The sequence below is a fragment of the Methanosarcina sp. DH2 genome (assembly GCF_020804225.1).
Taxonomy (GTDB): Archaea; Halobacteriota; Methanosarcinia; order Methanosarcinales; family Methanosarcinaceae; genus Methanosarcina.
Genome location: NZ_WJBI01000005.1, coordinates 14,030 through 31,191, shown reverse-complemented (window position 1 = coordinate 31,191; position 17,162 = coordinate 14,030). Strand labels below are relative to the sequence as shown.

Here is a 17,162-nt window from a genome sequence, read left to right as displayed (position 1 = left end):
TGCAAAACAGGAATAATCTGAACCCTGGACTTAGAAGGTAAAACCCCACCTTTCTGAGCGAGCAAAATTCGAATTAAATACTGATCCAAAGCGACCGAGATGAAATAATGAAGAATCGAACTCAGACAGTTGTAACTCTTTTGATGTTTCTTATTTTTTTAGTCTCCCTTTTTACAGGAGGATGCCTGGAGCAAAGTTCCGTGTTAAAAGGTGAGAACGGGACAGAACAGAAAGAAGAAGTGGACAATGATAGAAGCTCTTCGACAGGTTATTTGAAAGCTGAAGCAGTAAATCTTTCCGGTTTTGAAGCAGGAAGTTCCCCTCTTGCGGGAAACTACAGGCTTGAAGCCCTGGATATAGAGCTGAAAGCTCCCCAGTACGACCTGCCCCTGAAAGAATCGGATATTATGAATTACGAAGAGTTTTCGCAGAGATTTTTGACAGATGAGGCAGCCCTGGAGAAGCTGAAGGAAAATGGATTTGTGGTGATATCCAACCCTTACAATCCGAAGGAAGAAGATATCACTGCTATGTATAACAGACTTGGAAACGAAGGACAGCTGATTTTTATAACTTCGGATACCCTTCTCCATCTCTACCACGTCCAGTTTGACGATAGCATGAGCCAGGTCGAGCAAAATGAATTGTACGACCTTTTATGGGAGCTTGATAATGCCTTGCTTAACGCATCCGTAGAGGATCATAATAGAGCTTCAGGGGAAGAAAAGGAGGCCGCAAGAAGAAATGCAGCCTACTTCGCAGTTGCTTTGAGCCTGCTCCAGCCCAAAGAGGAGCAAATGAAGGAGATTGAAAATCCTTACGACCAGGAAGCAGGAACGTACTTTGACCCTGCAGCAAGGGAAAAGTATCAGTTTGAGATTCCTGCGTTTGTAAAAGATGATGTCGAAGCTGAACTAAGTCTTATCAAAGCTCACGAAGGCTTTGCTCCCTCTCCGACTTTCCTTTATAAAGAAGATTATTCTCAGTACGTGCCAAGAGGCCACTATACCCGCTCCGAAATCCTGAAGAATTACTTTAAGGCCTTTATATGGCACGGCAGGATGAGCATGCTGCTTAAAGGCAAATTGATCCAGGCTGAAGACCCGGAAAAAGAAGCCCGCATCCAGACCATCCAGGCAAGCCTGATCACTTCCCGGCTCGAAGACAACCTGGATCTCCTTACAAAATGGGACAGGATTTACGCAATCACTGCTTTTTATGTCGGCGTCTCTGATGATCTTGGACCTTATGAATATATGGAAGCGATGGAGACGGTATTTGGAAACGAGTCAAGGAATTTTAATGCAACAACGATGGAAGAGCTAAAAGTAGAACTTGCCGGATACCGGAGCCCGGAGATCTACGGAGGCACAGGAAGCGGAACCCATGAGCTTATTCTAACAGCTGAGCAGGCCGATGAACTCCTTGAGGATACGAAAGGTTTCAGATTCATGGGACAACGTTTTGTCCCGGACTCTTACATTTTCTCCAGGCTTACCGGCCCCTATACTAATGAGTACACCGGAAATCAGGAACATGTGCCTTTTACCTATAGATACTCCGAATACGGAAACAACAGGGGCTTCCCTCGCGGGCTTGATGCTATGGCCCTTCTTGGCTCGGAAAGGGCTGTTTACTGGCTTGATGAACTGAATGATTCCAGCTATCAAAATTATAGTCTCCGGTACGGGGAACTGGATTCGGAGTTTTCGAACTTCAGCGCAGCCGACTGGAACAGGAACCTTTACTGGTCCTGGCTTTATTCCCTCCAGCCCCTTCTGAAAGACTACTATTCAGGATACCCGACTTTTATGCAAACCGATGCCTGGCAGGACAAAGAACTGAGCACCTCGCTGGCCTCGTGGACTGAACTGAGACACGATACAATTCTCTATGCTAAGCAAAGTTATGGAATTGAGGAGGGACTTCCTGTATTTGGCGATAAACCCGTGGGATATGTGGAACCTGTGCCTGAATTTTATAACAGGCTGCTGGCTTTCAACCGGATGACTGCAGACGGGCTTGAAGAAATGGATGCTCTTGATGAAGATACAGGAGGAAGATTTGAAAGCCTCGAGAGCACCCTGGAAAAACTTATCGAGATTTCCGAAAAGGAACTTAAAAATGAGGAACTTACGGAAGAGGACAAATATTACATCTTCGAGTTTGGAGAAATTATCAAAATGAGCGTGGATGCCGACGAAGAAGCCAGGAAAACTACTCTTGTTGCAGATGTCCACACGGAACCAAATGATAAACTTGTGCTTGAGGAAGGGACAGGGTACGTGGATATGGTGATTGTGGCTTATAAGCTTCCTGACGGCAGGATTTTCCTGGCTGCAGGGCCAGTGATGAGCTATTACGAATTCAAACAGCCCATGTCCGACCGACTAACCGATGAAAAATGGAGAGAAATGCTGGAGAAAAACCCGCCGGAAAAGCCGGAGTGGGCTGCAACGTACAGGGCTTAAAGCCCTGAAACACTTTCTTTAGCCTCTGAAGCCAGTTTTCAATCTAAAGACTGTAGAACGCCCCGCCGGTTTGTCTGGCGGTCCGTCTTTCAGTACTTGATTCGTCCTCTCAGCGGTTTTTAGCCTTAAAACTGAGATTTAACCTTCAAACTAAGCTTTTCAGTCCTCAAGCCCGAGGTGCTTCATGACATGATGGTAGTGTTCAGGGGACAGCCTGGAATAAAAGGCTCTGGTGACGACTTCGCTGAGAGATGGGTGGATGTCCATACTGCGTATAATTGGCTTTGCACTTCTCGATGGCGTATACATGAGAGGAATTATCTGGTGGATCAGGACCGAGGCATGAGGACCTATAATATGGGCGCCCAGGATTTTCTCTTCCAGGCTGTCCAGGATAACTTTCACGAAATAATCTCTGGCTTCCATAGCAGCTCCTTTTGCCGTATCTTCAAAGAGCTTAAAGCCGATGACTACCCTATTTTCACCGTATTCCTCAAGGGCTTCCTTTTCTGACATCCCTACGCCTGCAATTTCCGGATAGGAGAACACTGCATGCGGTACGGCATGATAGTCTGCCTTCACTTTTTCTTTCATGATCGCATTGAGGTAAACTATTCCGGACTCATAGTTTCCTACATGCTTGAGCAGGTATTTTCCGTTTGCGTCTCCGAAAGCCCAGATATTTGGCTGGGATGTTTCAAGATACTCGTCAACTAAAATCCAGCCCTGGATATCTGTCTTAATTCCTGCCCTTTCGGGGTGGAGAATGTCAGTATTCGGGACTCTGCCTGTTGCTACGAGGATCTCGTCTACAGTAACTTTGGTCTCTTCTCCCGAATCCCTCTCCTTTGCAATAACTGTTTTTTGCCCGTTATTTTCTTTTCTGACCTCTATAGCTTCGTGATTTGTAAGGATACGCATATATTCCGACATCTTTATCCTTGCAAGTTCGGAGATTTCAGGTTCTTCCTGGGGAAGGAAATGTGAATTTCTCCCTATAACCGTGACTTCAGCTCCCATGGCTGAAAAAAAGTGCCCGTACTCGGCTCCTATGTAACTTCCTCCGAGAATGGCAAGGCTTTTCGGGCATTCGTTGAGTTCAAGCACAGTATCGCTTGTAAGATAGCCGGTTTCTTCAAGCCCTCTTACAGGTGGGACTGCAGGCTTTGAGCCCGTGCACAGGAAGATCATCTCTGAGTGAAGAGTTTCTTCTCCAACTTTCAGGGTATACGGAGAAACGAATTCGGCAGGTTCGGGATAATAGTCAAGGTAAGTGCCTTCGGTTAACCCTTGCCTGACCATCTCGATGTCTTCCCCTATATTCCTGCGCATCCGCCCCATAATCATGCGAAAGTCAATATCTTTTATCTCGAGTTTGATCCCGAAAAGCGGAGCTGTCTCAAGTTCCCTGATAAGCTCTGCAGGGTAAAGCAGAAGTTTTGAAGGGATGCACCCTCGTGTCAGACAGATCCCCCCGGGATCGTCCTTATCTATAACAGCTACTTTTATCTTTGGGTTCGAATCGATAATAGAGTTCACATAGTTCATTCCGGAACCCGTACCTATCACAATCAGGTCATAGTTTTTCATTATTTTCCCCTCACAACAAGAGTAAAGTTAGATCTCAACCATTCTGGATTTGTTAACTGCAATAATTATCTGTCTGCTTGCTAATACACTTATCCTTAACCATATGATTCTTATAGCAAAAGAAGACCGAAAACTACTTAAAAAAGATTCGCGAAAAGCTTTCTCTTGATCGCAGGTGAAAAATACTCTCTGAGATACAAAATTAGCAGCAAGTGTATTTGGAGTGAAATTGATGGCAAAAAGTTACTCCGCCCTTTGAATAACCGCCAGAGTTGACGCAAAAAGTTTTCCGAGCCTAAGTTAATAATATATAAATATTTTTAAGTCTTGTTTCATTTTTAAACACTTGTCTGAAGGAAAAACAACTATCTATTTATAAAGAAAAGCCTATTCTATGTAGCTTCTCAGGAAGAATAAAAAACAAAAGATGTCCTATAATGAACAGAGCTACCCCCCTTCTCGAAAATGGGTGTTCCTTTCACGGAATTCCCGTGATGCATATACTGTATCTCCTGCTTATTCTGATAGCTCCTTTTGCAGGGGTAGATCTCCTCCTCCTTCTTTCTCTTATCCTTTTCCTGGGACTGAGGTTTTCCGGAAAGTTTCTTTCCTGCAGCAGGGATGCAGTCAGCCTTTCTTTTTCCCTTACGCTGATGCTGCTTGTTTCTGCAGTTACTAAAGACCTATCGTACACATTCCCATTTTATATAGTCCTCGCCGCCTTTGCAGTTGCAGCTGTAGGAAATCACAGCTCTTTTTTTTCGGAAAGAGGTTTCACAGCTGATTTAGAATCCAAAAGAAGCAGGATGAAAAAGAAAAGTTTTTCATTAATGTGGAGTTCGATTTTTCTTGCACTCAGGATTATTGCGGCATTTCTTTCAGCAAGCTGGATCGTCTACTGGCAGGAGCTTCCAGTCTCGTATAACTTTATCTTTTTCATAGCTGTCATTGGAGCAGTTACAGGCTCACTTTTTGAGTCCATTCCTTCAAAGATAGATCGAAATATCCCGGTGCCTGTAGGGGCGGGGATGACGATGTGGATTTTTGAGGAGTTCAGGTACTGGGTGCCTCCTGAGAAAATGCTTGTAGCTCTTGCCTTTTCCCTTTTCCTAGGCGCGCTGGCTTACAGGGCGAAAATTGCCGACGTTTCTGCCCTTCTCAGTGCTGCCCTTCTCGGAGTCCTGATAATTGTTTTTAGTGAGTTTCAGTGGTTTTTGCTTCTGCTTACTTTTTTCATCCTGGGAGGCGGGTTTACCAGGTACAAGTATGCATACAAGGAATCAATCGGCATTGCTCAGGCAAAAGACGGAATCAGGAGTTATGAAAACGTATTCTCGAACAGTACCGCAGCCCTTGTTCTGGCAGTAGCGTACGGCATCTTTCCGGAACAGGGCCTTCCGATTATTTATGCCTATATGGGTACTGTTGCAACCGCTACGGGCGATACTCTAGCGAGTGAGATAGGAACCACGGCAAAAGGAAGGCCCAGAATGATCACAACTCTCAAGCTTTCGGAACCCGGAGCCGATGGGGCTGTTTCCCCACTTGGCGAACTTGCTGCAATTTTCGGTTCTGCAATCATAGGCGTGTTAGGCTATGTTCTTGGGATATCTGACGACCTTCTGCTTTCAGTCCTTGTTACAACTGCAGGAGGCTTTTTTGGAACAAACGTAGACAGTCTTCTCGGGGCTACTCTCCAAAAGAGAGGGCTGCTCTCAAACAGCGGAGTAAACTTTGTTGCAACCTTTGCTGGGGCAGGCATTTCAGCAGGAATATATCTTCTGGTATCAGGGCTTTAATTCAATTAATGTTTGATGTACTCAAATTTTTAATATCAGAACATAAAATATGTAAATTCCGCTGAATCTGGTAATTCCGCAGATCCGGCAATTCCGCAGATCCGGCAATTCCGCAGATCTGGCAATTTCACTAAATCTTGTTTTAACCTGAAATGTTTGAACCTTTAATTCTCCCATAAAAATCTTTTATTTCTAAAAGACATCCCTTTATATCTTCAAGAATATATTCTTACATGGGTGGGTTACTGCAGTGTTCTTTAATTAGTATCTGAGTTAATGAATATCTGAGTAAGACTGCATGTCTACTTCAGTTCTCAGGTGAGGAAACTATCAACGTTTGGTTTCGATCTTTTCGGATACATTGAAGGATTTGATATGAGACATCAAATCCTGTCTCTCAGTAATCTATCTTTCTTCAGCCTCTATTGATTTTAAATTTGGATAACCAGAAATCTTATTTTTTATATTTAAAGGAAGGTAGCCAGATGACAGAACCCGAATATAAAGGTAAAAGGATTTTGCTTGTTATTGCTCAGGAGCAGTTCAGGGACGAAGAATGCTTTGTTCCAAAGCAGATATTTGAAGCTGCAGGGGCAAAAGTTACGGTCGCAGCCGAGTTTACGGAAACTGCAAAAGGGACACTGGGAGGGACGATCAAACCTGATCTCAGGATATCCGAAGCCAGGATTGCAGATTATGATGCAATTGTCATTTCCGGAGGACCAGGTTCAAGAAAGTTTCTCTGGGACAACCAGTATCTGCGCGAACTCGTAAAAAAAGCAGACTCTTTGAAAATAGTGATTTCTGCAATCTGTGTTTCTCCTGTTGTTCTGGCAAGAGCAGGCATTCTGAAAGGTAAAGAAAGCACTGTTTTTAATAGCCCTGATACCGTAAACGAACTTAACGAGCATGGGGCTGTCTATAAAGACAGTGATGTTGTAGTTTCGGGCAAGGTGGTGACAGGACGGGACCCTAAAAGTGCGGAAGCCTTTGGAAAAGCCGTCCTTAAAGCCCTGAAAAAAGCATGATCCCTCTAAATGTGAAGCATGGTACCTTGAAGGCATGATATCTTGAAAGTATGATACCTCGAAGACATAATTTTCGAAACGTATAATCTTCGAAATGTGTAATCCTCGAAACGTATAATCTTCGAAATGTATAATTTCTACAAACAGCGAGCCATAGATTTTGAGCCCGAATGTAAACTGCGAGTTATAATTTCAAACAATGGACCTGAAAATGCAATCTATCGGCTATCAGTAAAAGCCATAATCTCCAGATTGTAACTTATGGGATAGTAACTTATGAGATAGTAAAAAGCTGGTGCCCTGTTATGAACGAAGAAATTGAATCTATATTGTCTTATCATCAGGCTAGCAAGCATGGCTTTAAAGCCTATGCTCCCGGTCCTCGACTTCTTGAAATGGAGATAAAGCCAGACCCTTTTCTCAACTACAAGGGAGTTCCAGTTCTAAAGCTCGATACCTGGAGTGAAGAAGATATAAGGTCCGAACTTTTTCCTGCCTATGAACAGGTATTTTCTCCGGAGAAATTGGAGCCTTCGGGGCTGAACAGGAATAACATTTCTCAACTTTTTTTTGATAGCTTCGCTCTTTCAGTATGGAAAAAATCAGGGTGGGCAAGATGGACTCTTCGCATCAATCCTTCAAGCGGAAACCTTCACCCAACAGAGGTTTACCTTATTTCCGGTCCGGTCCCGGAACTTCTGGGAAAACCTTCGGTATGCCATTATTCTCCTTTGCCGCATGCCCTCGAATTAAGAGCAGAATTTTCCAGGGAAACCTGGGAAAAGATGAGTTCGGGATTTCCGGAAGGCACATTTTTCATAGGGCTTACTTCAATTTACTGGCGGGTTGCGTGGAAATATGGCATCCGGGCTTTCAGGTATGCAAACCATGACCTCGGACATGCCATTGCTGCCCTTACCTTTGCTGCAGCAGGACTTGGCTGGAGAACACGCCTTCTTGTGGATATGGGTTCAGAGGACATAGCAAAACTTCTGGGCGTTTTCGGAAGACAGGGCCCTGAAAAAGAGGATCCTGCCTGTCTGCTTGCAGTTTATCCTGCAGGAAAGGAATGTCCGTCAGGCAAGATTTCTTCATCTGCACTTCCTGATTTTGAAAAGTTTTCCTGGAACGGGGTTCCGAACCGTTTGAGCCCTGCACATGTAGAATGGGCTGCCATTGAAAAGGCTGCTTCAATAACCAGAAAGGAAGAAACTTCCCATATCAATGAAAGAAAACCGGAACTAAAGCCTGAAAGGCGAGCTACAGCTTTATCCGGAACGATTTCCGGCTACGGAATTCATTCAGGTCTGGATACAGTCCCTCTCCGTAGTGTGATTCACAGGCGGAGAAGTGCCCTGGAAATGAATAACAGTGCTTACATGGACGAAGAGAGTTTCTACGGCATATTACGGAAAACCCTTCCAGATAAAAACCCGTTTTTCGAGACGCTTGCTTTCGGGCCCTTTGCACACCTCCTCCTTTTTGTAAACAGGGTAAAGGGGCTTCTTCCCGGTCTTTATATCTTCCTGCGGAAGCCCGGAGAAAAAGAGGAGTTTAAAACCGCCTTCAGGTCGGATTTTTTGTGGGAAAAGCCTGAAAGCTGCCCTTATGATCTTGAACTTTACATGCTTGTGGAAGAGGAACTGCACGATTTTGCAGCCCAGCTTTCATGTGCGCAGAGAAAGGCGGCAGATGCCTGTTTTACTGCCTGTATGCTTTCTGAGTTCGAAGAGCCTCTGAAAACATCCGGCTCATGGATGTACCCTTATCTTTTCTGGGAATGCGGAATCCTGGGACAGCTACTATATCTTGAAGCAGAAGCTCGCGGTTTCAGGGGCTGCGGGATAGGATGTTTTTTCGACGACCCTTTGCACGAAACTCTTGGGCTTAAAGGGCTTGAGTACCAGGACCTCTACCACTTTGCAGTGGGCTCGCCTCTTCAGGAAATTGGTGTTGTGACCTTCCCTGCATATAAGGAGTAACTAAAGAGAAAGAGTAACTAAAGAGAAAGAGTAACTAAAGAGTGATCTCTACTTCATTTTACCTTTATTTCTTTTTTATAATCACTCTTTTTTGTTCTTTGACTTTTACTCTTTGCTTCTTTTTTGCTCTGTGTTTTCTTCTATCTTTCCTGAAGTGGGAATTTGCGTGACCAGCACTTTGTCTATTCGATTGCCATCCATGTCAACTACCTCGTAGCGCAGCCCCCTGAATTCGATATGATCTCCTGTTTTAGGGATCCGCTGCAAGATGAACAGGATCAGCCCGGCAATAGTCCGGTAATACCCCTCTTTCTCTCCTGGAAAGGAATGCACGGATAAGACTTCCTTTAAATTTTCAATGGGTGTATCCCCGTCGATAAGCCAGGAACCATCCTCTCGAGCCACCACCTGGGTTTCTACCGGCTCGCCAAGGGTATGGACATCACCCACTATAGCTTCAAGAATATCATGCAGGGTAATAATGCCCTGGATACTTCCATATTCATCAGTTATCAGGGCAACATGTACGCCGGTTTCCTTGAACGATTCAAGGAGTTTCAGGACCGTAATAGCTTCTGGTGCAAAGAGAGGTTTCGTGACCGAGACTCTGATATCGGCGGGACCGCCTTCAACAAGTCTTGCCAGGACATCCTTTACGGATACCATACCGACAATATTGTCCAGATCTCTTTCGTATGCCGGAAAATTGGATCGACCACTTCCAATCATCTTCCGCAGGTTCTCATCGGCGGGATCGCTCAAATCGAGCGCGATAATATCAGTGCGATGCGTCATCAGGGACTCAACGCGGCGGTCACCAATATCAAAAACACCTTTTATCATACTCAGTTCGGCTCTTTCAAATACTCCAGCTTCGGTTCCTTCCTCAATCATAATCTTGATTTCCTCTTCTGTTACCGGTGGCCCGGTTGTCTTCCGGACCCTCATTAACCGTAGCACGACCTCGGTTGAATGACTTAGAATAATTACCAGCGGTTTTGCTATGAGAGAAAAGAAGAACATAGGTTTTGCAACGCGAGAGGCAATTGTTTCCGCGTTATTAAGTGCAAGCCGCTTTGGAACAAGTTCTCCAAAGACTAAGGTCAGATAGGTGATTACGAGCACTACAAGCGTAATGCTGAGCGCACTGCTGTACGGAACAAGAGCAGGGAATTCTCGAAGATAGCTCGCCAGTCCTTTTGCTATTGTGGCTCCACCAAATGCACCGGCAAAGATACCCACCAGGGTGATTCCTATCTGGATCGTCGAGAGGAACGGAGTGGGTTCATTCGCGAGTTTAAGTGCAGCAGCTGCCTGTGTATCTCCTTCTTCCGCCCGCTGCCTGAGGCGGGTTTTCTTAGCTGAAACAATGGCAAATTCTGACATAGCAAAGATGCCATTGAGTGCGATAAGAACAAGGACAGCGGTTATTTCAAAGAAATAAGACATTTTTCAGGTATTGGATGGATTATAATTTAAAACTATTTACAGCACAGGTCTCCTGAAACAAGCCATGAGCCCTTTAAACCTCACGGAAGAATCTTTTTCTAAGGAAAGGAAATAACTGTTGATGAGAAAGGTAAGGGGATGAGAAGGATCAGGGGCATGGGCAAAGAAGATTCGCTGCTGTTAAACTCAGGCAAAACTGCATTGTAATACCTTTGAATTTCCTATTCTTTTGAAAAGAGAAACAAAGGAAAAAATTCCTGAGAAAAAGGAGGTAAAACGAAAAGAAGCCTCCGTGTTTTCAGCATATTCATATTGATCTTACCTGCCACCTGCCATCGGAATTTTTAAAGAAAAACAAATAGCAAAAGCTGCCTCAAACTCACTAAAGATTTCCTCTTTAGTGACCTTTTTGTTACTTCTTCGACTCTCTGGTTTCTCCTCTCTTTCCTTTCCTCAAAACTGTCCTTCTGACGATTCCGGACTGTGAAGGAGGAACAGGTATCTCACACCCCGATCCCAGTTCACATTCTACCACAATTCCGCGGAGCAGACGGCCCAGGATATCCGACCCTGTTACTATACGCTTTTCCTCACCCCAGTACAGAATCAGGTCCTGATCAATCACATCGTCTTCAGGGTACTGCGGATATACCTTGAACTGTCGGATTACTTTCTCAAGCCTGGTTTTGGGAGATTTTACCACTACAGGGAAATGGCAGTAAGAAAGCGGAATGAAAGGACCTTTCTTATAGACCGCATCCCTCAGGAAGCCGTCCGCATCGAGCACCATTACAGGCTCATCTGCCGGGTTGGTGACGATTACCCATTTTTTTCCGGATGCTTCTATTTTCTGCAGGAAAGGATCGGAAGGTTCCCTTTTGAATGAAGGGAAAACAGGACGGTTATTTTCTACGGGGAGAGAGATGATGCTCCTCTGGTCTATTATGGAACCTTCGTCAGAAATGTTGACATCATCAATGGAAAGAAAGTTCAGGGCTCCGATCCCTTCAAAAGTACCGATATCAGACTTTCCGGATTCTATATGCTTTTCGAGCATGATTCTCATAGCTTGCTCCCTGAAAAGCTCAAGTTTTTCTCTGCCAAGCCACCAGTCAAGAATAAGAGCTGTTGGTTTTGCAACCGGATAGAGCAGCATCTGGTAAAAGCGGACAAGAGGAGTCAGCTTTGCCCCAAGCGCAAGCGCGTTTCTGGAAAAATAAGCCTGAGGCGCAATCTCTCCGAAACAGGTAATACCAAAGGTAGAGAAGAGAAAAGCTGAGGTTCCTGCCATTACGGAATCTGTAAGCAGAGCAATAAGTACATTTACGCCTACGTTCCCCCAGAGCATAGTCGTAAGCAGGAAATTGGAATCACGCCGGACCTGCAGGATTTTAATTGCATCTTTATTATTTGCTTCGGCTTCAATCTCAAGCCTCAGTCTTCCAAGGCCGAAAATACCGATCGTCAGCCCTGAAAAAATAGCAGACTGTGTCAGGCAAAGTACAATCAGTATCCAGGTAATGATTTCATTCATTGTAAGTCTATGACCTCTATAATATCTGTGTAAACCTAGTCGAATCCCTTAATCATTAATATCTTATAAACTTAATCTCATTGCCCCGGGCTTAATCTTGTTGTCTTAACTTGTGAAATAGTCCATTTATTTTTTCTTATTACTACTTATCTCGCTATCCTGCTGCTTTTCCAAGTTTTTAAGATTTACTTTTACCAACCGGAAAAAGCTTTTAATCTGCCCTTAGGATAAGTTTATTTTACTTATATAACTTAATTTGCTTTTCTCATTTTGATCGATTATTCTATCCCGCCCGAATTGCGCCTCGGGAGTACGCGGTCCTTTTCGCTACGCTCAAGAGGACTAATTTATGGCTCATAGCAATGAACTTTGCTCAAGAGTCCCAAAAAGGATTAGAGTACAAATTTTCTGACCCGTGTAACCTTATTCACTATAATGAGTCGTTCCTGTCACTCTCGACGCAGGAGAGGAAACTTTCCCGCGAAAAAAAGGAAGAGAAAACAACATGAAAAACTGCTAAAAAGCCAAAAGTAAAAAATCTAAAAACGGAATTTCTAAATTAAGGAAAAATGTAAAAATGTTTACCTGGCTGGCACATTGAATTTAGATTATTTTAGCGTAGGGGTAAAATCTAAGGATGCTATTTTCGGGTACCTTGGAATGATATCAACAGATTGATAAGGATTGATATAAATTATCAGACTTTACAAAACTCAGGTTCATTTTCCGGGTCAAAGAATCCTGTTTTTTCATTCATAACTTATACAATCGGCATTCAGTAATCTGAGGTTTTGTTCAAAATCCGGTTGAATGGTACAATATTTAATAACAAGCAGGTTATACTAAGTTTCTTGATTAGCCAACATTGATGAAAATATCCTGAGGAAAAGTATTACTGCTTAAAGTCATATCCCGTGATAAACCTGCTGCAATCTCCAGACTCTCCAGATAGGAAATTATGCTCTTCTGATCAGTGATACATATGGTAAAAGAAATGAGAAAAACCGGATCATCTGCTGAAATTCCGGAAATCTGTCGTACTGCTGATAGTCCTGACGTTACTGCAGAAAAACGAGTTGTACTCCTGATCGCGATACTTTCCGGATTTATCACACCCTTTGACGGGTCGGCAGTAAATATTGCCCTGCCTACAATCGGCGCGGAATTTCACATGAACGCGATCGACCTTTCCTGGGTTGCAACCGCGTACCTCCTATCTTCAGCAGTTTTTCTTGTCCCGTTCGGAAAAATTGCAGATATTTACGGAAGGAAAAAGGTATTTCTCTACGGCATTGCTATTTTCAGTCTTGCGTCCCTGTTAATGACCATGGTAACTTCAACTGAAATGCTTATCGGAATCCGGATTTTCCAGGGCTTGGGGAGTGCCATGATCTTCGGGACCGGGGTTGCTATCCTTACTTCTGTTTTCCCGCCCGGAGAGCGCGGAAAAGTTCTCGGGATTTATATTACTGCAGTCTATCTTGGGCTTTCTCTTGGTCCTTTCCTTGGCGGCATGATGACGCATTATCTCGGCTGGAGGAGCATTTTCTTTGTAAATGTTCCTATCGGCATCATAGCTGTTCTTCTTATTCTCTGGAAGCTGAAAGGTGACTGGCTTGAGTGCAAAGGAGAGAAATTCGACCTGACAGGATCCGTCATCTACAGCGTGGCAATTGTTGCTCTTATGTATGGGTTTTCAATTCTTCCTGATGTTAAAGGGGCTGTTCTCATAGCAGCCGGAATTGTCGGGATGATCGTCTTTGCCCTTTATGAAATGCGGGTACCTTTTCCTGTTCTTGACATCCGGCTCCTCACAAAAAACCGGGTTTTTGCCCTTTCGAACTTATCTGCGCTTATTAACTACAGTGCAACTTTTGCAGTGACCTTTCTCTTGAGCCTCGATCTCCAGTACACAAAAGGATTCACGCCGGAACATGCTGGAATGATCCTTGTAGCGCAGCCGGTTGTCCAGGCTATGATTTCGCCAATTGCCGGGAGGCTCTCTGACAGGATTGAGCCGCGCATTGTTGCATCTGCAGGGATGGCAATCACTTCTTTTGGGCTTTTTCTCCTTATTTTCCTCACAGATGAGACTCCCATATGGTACCTGGTTATCATCCTCCTTATACTCGGCGCAGGCTTCGGGCTCTTTTCATCCCCTAATACGAATGCTATCATGAGCTCGGTTGATAGAAAGTTCTACGGCGTTGCATCAGGAATGAACGGGACTATGAGGCTAGTTGGCCAGATGCTCTCGATGGGTATTGCAATGATGATCTTTGCGGTTGTCATCGGCCCGGTAGAAATCACACCTGAGTATTATCCCCAATTTATTTCGAGCCTGCATTATGCATTTATCTTGTTTACGATATTCTGCATTATCGGAGTATTCGCATCTCTGGTGAGAGGAAAAACAAGTCAGGTTCATTCCGGCCCTGAAAAGGGTAAGAAGTCTGTACGGTGAGTAGAGCCTTAGTATATCTCAATTTTATATACTTTATCCGACATTTTCTGATAAGGAGTTTATAGAATCTAATATCTGGCAGGTTTTTTTATTTACTGCCGGACTTCAGAGCAATACTCTGTCTTAAATAAAACGCTATCAAACGCCGGCTAATTTAATTATTGCCAGGGGGTTTATTAAGTGGATCTGTTTAACAAGAATAAAGAGAAAGGAAACCATATTTCCGGAGTTGACAGGGGTAAAGTCGTAATGTACGGGCTGAGCACCTGTGTATGGTGTAAAAAAACAAAGAAACTGCTCACCGATCTGGGTGTGGATTTTGAGTACGTTTACGTGGACAGGCTCGAAGGAGATGAAGAAGACGATGCCGTCGAGGAAGTAAGGCGTTTTAACCCCTCAGTTTCTTTCCCAACGACTATTATAAATGATGAAAAGGCAATTGTGGGTTTTAAAGAAAAAGAGATCCGGGAAAGCCTTGGCTTTTAAGGGGGAGTTGAGTTGAAAGAAGAGGAAGCTTCTGAAGAAGACATATCTGAAGAAAAGGTAGATATCGTCTATAAGCGGCTGAGAAATGAGGTTGAAAAGTCAGGCTATCACCTGAACCCTGACGTCGAGTTCACAAAAGACCTCGTACGGGGACTGCTCGGCAACGAGGCGCGTTACGGTTACTGGTCCTGCCCATGCAGGCTGTCTGCTAACAACAAAGAAGAGGATCTGGATATTATCTGTCCCTGTTATTACCGGGATCCGGATCTGAACGATTACGGAGCCTGTTACTGTGCACTTTATGTGTCTGACGATGTCATCCGAGGAGAAAGAAGGGTTGAATCAATTCCTGAGAGGCGCCCTCCTCGTGAAGAAAGAGAAGCCATGAGAGCTGAGGAAGCTGCAAGAGAGGAGATGATGGATACTATGGAATTTTCAGGGGAACTTTCAAAACCGGTATGGAGATGTAAGGTTTGCGGATATCTCTGTGCCATGGACGAGGCTCCGGGAGTCTGTCCTATTTGTAAGGCAAGGAAAGAAAGATTCGAACGGTTCATGTAATATACTGCATGAAATTCGTTTTTATTTTTTAATATAATGCAATAACTGGTTTCTCCTGAGTTATTTAATTGATAGGTGCCTGTGAAGCAGGCTCTGGAGTTTTGGTTAGTGTTACAGGAGATTTAATACGAAATTTATTAAATTCTCCGCGATGACAGAGAAAAAAGATTGTTGTTCTGTTTTAGGGGCTCAAAAATTAATACGCAAACTAAGTCCATGGGATGCTTGCCTCAGGTAGCATACTGATAATCAGAGTTTTCTGATGTTTTTTGCCTTCTTATCATCTATCTTTAATATTTTTCTGGCTTTAATTAAGGCATCAGGATGAAAAATATCTATTTATTAGCACTATTATTAATCAATCTATTATTTAAAATAAAGTTTTATAATAAATATTGTGAAGAGGAAATATTTAATAACATTTGTCACCATATTTTACAATTAACTACAAAAGATATTCAAATATTATGATATATAGTCTTTAGGGTCAGCTACGAGAAGCTACAAATTTGGATAGTTTTCAAAGAGATGATTCTCATATCCGGACAAAGAAGGAAAAATTTCACAATAATATTTAACGCCTCCAAACTGAATTTACGAGCTTAGTTTACAATCTCAATTTACGAGCTTAATTTGTGTTTAAATCAGTATCTAATTCGTAAGTTTCTATAAACTGAGCAACTCTAAATAATGTTAAACGTTAATATCATAAAAAGTATTTAAAATTCAAAGAGGTAAAACATTGAATTTTGTATTAATTGATCAATGAGTTTCTGATCGCGAAAGCGATTTTGAAATTCTCAATGGGTGAGATTAAAGCGGGCTTCAGTATTTTTGGGTTTTTACTTTTGAACTTGTACGCTTAAACTGAGAAACCAGGTATGAGACTTCAAACTGTAGAAATAATAATGTGGTGAGGGGATATCTATTATTAAATCAAAAAGGGATTACGATTTATACATTGAAGCAGACAGATTATCTTTAGGCAAGAATTATAAAAGGCCTAAACTAATCGGTGATGATATATGGAAGTTTCAGAGATTATTAAGAAAGGCTGAATATTACAATAACTGTCAAAAGTCCTTAATTCATAAACTGTATTCAAAATATATATTTTTCAGGTTGCACAGAATAAGCATCCACCTCGGGTTCAGTATCCCAATAAATGTTTTTGGTCCTGGATTATGCATAGCCCATAGAGGAACTATCGTTGTAAATAAGGCTGCCAGAGTTGGAGAGAACTGCAGAATACATGCCTGTACTAATATAGGATCTGGTAGAGATAGCATTATTTTGGCGCCAAAAATAGGAAACGACGTATATGTTGGCCCGGGTGCCAAAATCTTTGGAAACATAGAAATTGCTGATAATATTGCAATTGGGGCAAATTCTGTAGTAAACAAATCATTCTATGAAAAAGGGATTTCAATTGCAGGGGTTCCTGCTAAAAAAATAAGCAATAAAGGATCAGATGGAATGGTATTTTCAGCTACGAAAATGATCTCAATCCCTGCTCCCCAGGAAACTATAGATCGCACCACTGTAATTGAGCAGGTTAAGTGGTAGTTATCCAGACTTAGAAAAACAGCCTCTATAAATTTTTCGTAGTCACCTTTATTAAGACCTGCTTAGAAAATTCCTTAATTTTTATTTTCTTAAATTATTTGGCTACGATATTAGTATGCTGACCCAACAATTGTCGTTGTAATTTTTGCTCTTTTGCAAAATATTGAAGGGCTCCGTAGAGCCCACTACAAAAATATCCATCATATCCTGGAAGCCTGGAATAATCCTTCTA

At 43.0% G+C, this 17,162-nt stretch carries 11 protein-coding genes; 8 read left to right on the top strand and 3 right to left on the bottom strand.

Annotation, left to right across the window (positions count from 1 at the left end):
* The first annotated feature begins 107 nt into the window (after nucleotides 1-107).
* Nucleotides 108-2,471: a DUF3160 domain-containing protein gene (locus tag FXV91_RS09020; protein WP_229390255.1), complete on the top strand. Its 2,364-nt coding sequence runs from the start codon at nucleotides 108-110 to the stop codon at nucleotides 2,469-2,471.
* A gap of 159 nt (nucleotides 2,472-2,630) precedes the next feature.
* On the opposite strand, the gene FXV91_RS09015 is transcribed toward FXV91_RS09020, so the two are convergent.
* The gene (locus FXV91_RS09015) at nucleotides 2,631-4,061 is read right to left on the bottom strand and encodes a dihydrolipoyl dehydrogenase (RefSeq protein ID WP_229390254.1); all 1,431 of its coding nucleotides are present in this window, start codon (nucleotides 4,059-4,061) and stop codon (nucleotides 2,631-2,633) included.
* 437 nt (nucleotides 4,062-4,498) lie between these two features.
* Between FXV91_RS09015 and FXV91_RS09010 the strand changes: the two genes are divergently transcribed.
* The 3 genes from FXV91_RS09010 to FXV91_RS09000 all read left to right on the top strand — a co-directional run bounded on the left by FXV91_RS09010 (nucleotide 4,499) and on the right by FXV91_RS09000 (nucleotide 8,870).
* The gene (locus tag FXV91_RS09010; RefSeq protein WP_229390253.1) at nucleotides 4,499-5,860 is read left to right on the top strand and encodes a TIGR00297 family protein; all 1,362 of its coding nucleotides are present in this window, start codon (nucleotides 4,499-4,501) and stop codon (nucleotides 5,858-5,860) included.
* Nucleotides 5,861-6,345: 485 nt separating this feature from the next.
* Nucleotides 6,346-6,888, top strand: coding sequence for a DJ-1/PfpI family protein (locus FXV91_RS09005; RefSeq protein WP_229390252.1), 543 nt, complete (start codon nucleotides 6,346-6,348; stop codon nucleotides 6,886-6,888).
* A 305-nt stretch (nucleotides 6,889-7,193) separates the two neighbouring features.
* Nucleotides 7,194-8,870 (top strand): nitroreductase family protein, encoded by a 1,677-nt coding sequence (locus tag FXV91_RS09000; RefSeq protein WP_229390251.1) that lies wholly within the window; start codon nucleotides 7,194-7,196, stop codon nucleotides 8,868-8,870.
* Nucleotides 8,871-8,975: 105 nt separating this feature from the next.
* Here FXV91_RS09000 and FXV91_RS08995 read toward each other — a convergent pair whose 3' ends face one another.
* Nucleotides 8,976-10,319, bottom strand: coding sequence for a hemolysin family protein (locus tag FXV91_RS08995; RefSeq protein WP_229390250.1), 1,344 nt, complete (start codon nucleotides 10,317-10,319; stop codon nucleotides 8,976-8,978).
* 412 nt (nucleotides 10,320-10,731) lie between these two features.
* Nucleotides 10,732-11,853 (bottom strand): CNNM domain-containing protein, encoded by a 1,122-nt coding sequence (locus tag FXV91_RS08990; protein WP_229390249.1) that lies wholly within the window; start codon nucleotides 11,851-11,853, stop codon nucleotides 10,732-10,734.
* 982 nt (nucleotides 11,854-12,835) lie between these two features.
* Here FXV91_RS08990 and FXV91_RS08985 point away from each other — a divergent pair.
* The 4 genes from FXV91_RS08985 to FXV91_RS08970 all read left to right on the top strand — a co-directional run bounded on the left by FXV91_RS08985 (nucleotide 12,836) and on the right by FXV91_RS08970 (nucleotide 16,930).
* A complete protein-coding gene (locus FXV91_RS08985; protein ID WP_229390248.1) occupies nucleotides 12,836-14,317 on the top strand; it encodes an MFS transporter in 1,482 nt (493 codons plus the stop codon).
* 180 nt (nucleotides 14,318-14,497) lie between these two features.
* Nucleotides 14,498-14,803 carry a glutaredoxin family protein gene (locus FXV91_RS08980; RefSeq protein ID WP_229390247.1) on the top strand — a complete coding sequence of 102 codons (306 nt, stop codon included), beginning with the start codon at nucleotides 14,498-14,500 and terminating at the stop codon, nucleotides 14,801-14,803.
* Nucleotides 14,804-14,815: 12 nt separating this feature from the next.
* Complete coding sequence (locus FXV91_RS08975) at nucleotides 14,816-15,364, top strand: ferredoxin-thioredoxin reductase catalytic domain-containing protein (RefSeq protein ID WP_229390246.1); 549 nt, start codon at nucleotides 14,816-14,818, stop codon at nucleotides 15,362-15,364.
* 1,122 nt (nucleotides 15,365-16,486) lie between these two features.
* Nucleotides 16,487-16,930 (top strand): serine O-acetyltransferase, encoded by a 444-nt coding sequence (locus tag FXV91_RS08970; protein WP_229390245.1) that lies wholly within the window; start codon nucleotides 16,487-16,489, stop codon nucleotides 16,928-16,930.
* Nucleotides 16,931-17,162 lie beyond the last annotated feature (232 nt).

Excerpts from the sequence above, each read along its gene's own strand:
- FXV91_RS08985 (WP_229390248.1), top strand. The coding sequence starts at position 12,836 with ATGGTAAAAGAAATGAGAAAAACCGGATCATCTGCTGAAATTCCGGAA.
- FXV91_RS09010 (WP_229390253.1), top strand. The coding sequence starts at position 4,499 with ATGAACAGAGCTACCCCCCTTCTCGAAAATGGGTGTTCCTTTCACGGA.
- FXV91_RS09000 (WP_229390251.1), top strand. The coding sequence starts at position 7,194 with ATGAACGAAGAAATTGAATCTATATTGTCTTATCATCAGGCTAGCAAG.
- FXV91_RS09015 (WP_229390254.1), bottom strand. The coding sequence starts at position 4,061 with ATGAAAAACTATGACCTGATTGTGATAGGTACGGGTTCCGGAATGAAC.
- FXV91_RS08995 (WP_229390250.1), bottom strand. The coding sequence starts at position 10,319 with ATGTCTTATTTCTTTGAAATAACCGCTGTCCTTGTTCTTATCGCACTC.
- FXV91_RS08990 (WP_229390249.1), bottom strand. The coding sequence starts at position 11,853 with ATGAATGAAATCATTACCTGGATACTGATTGTACTTTGCCTGACACAG.
- FXV91_RS09005 (WP_229390252.1), top strand. The coding sequence starts at position 6,346 with ATGACAGAACCCGAATATAAAGGTAAAAGGATTTTGCTTGTTATTGCT.
- FXV91_RS09020 (WP_229390255.1), top strand. The coding sequence starts at position 108 with ATGAAGAATCGAACTCAGACAGTTGTAACTCTTTTGATGTTTCTTATT.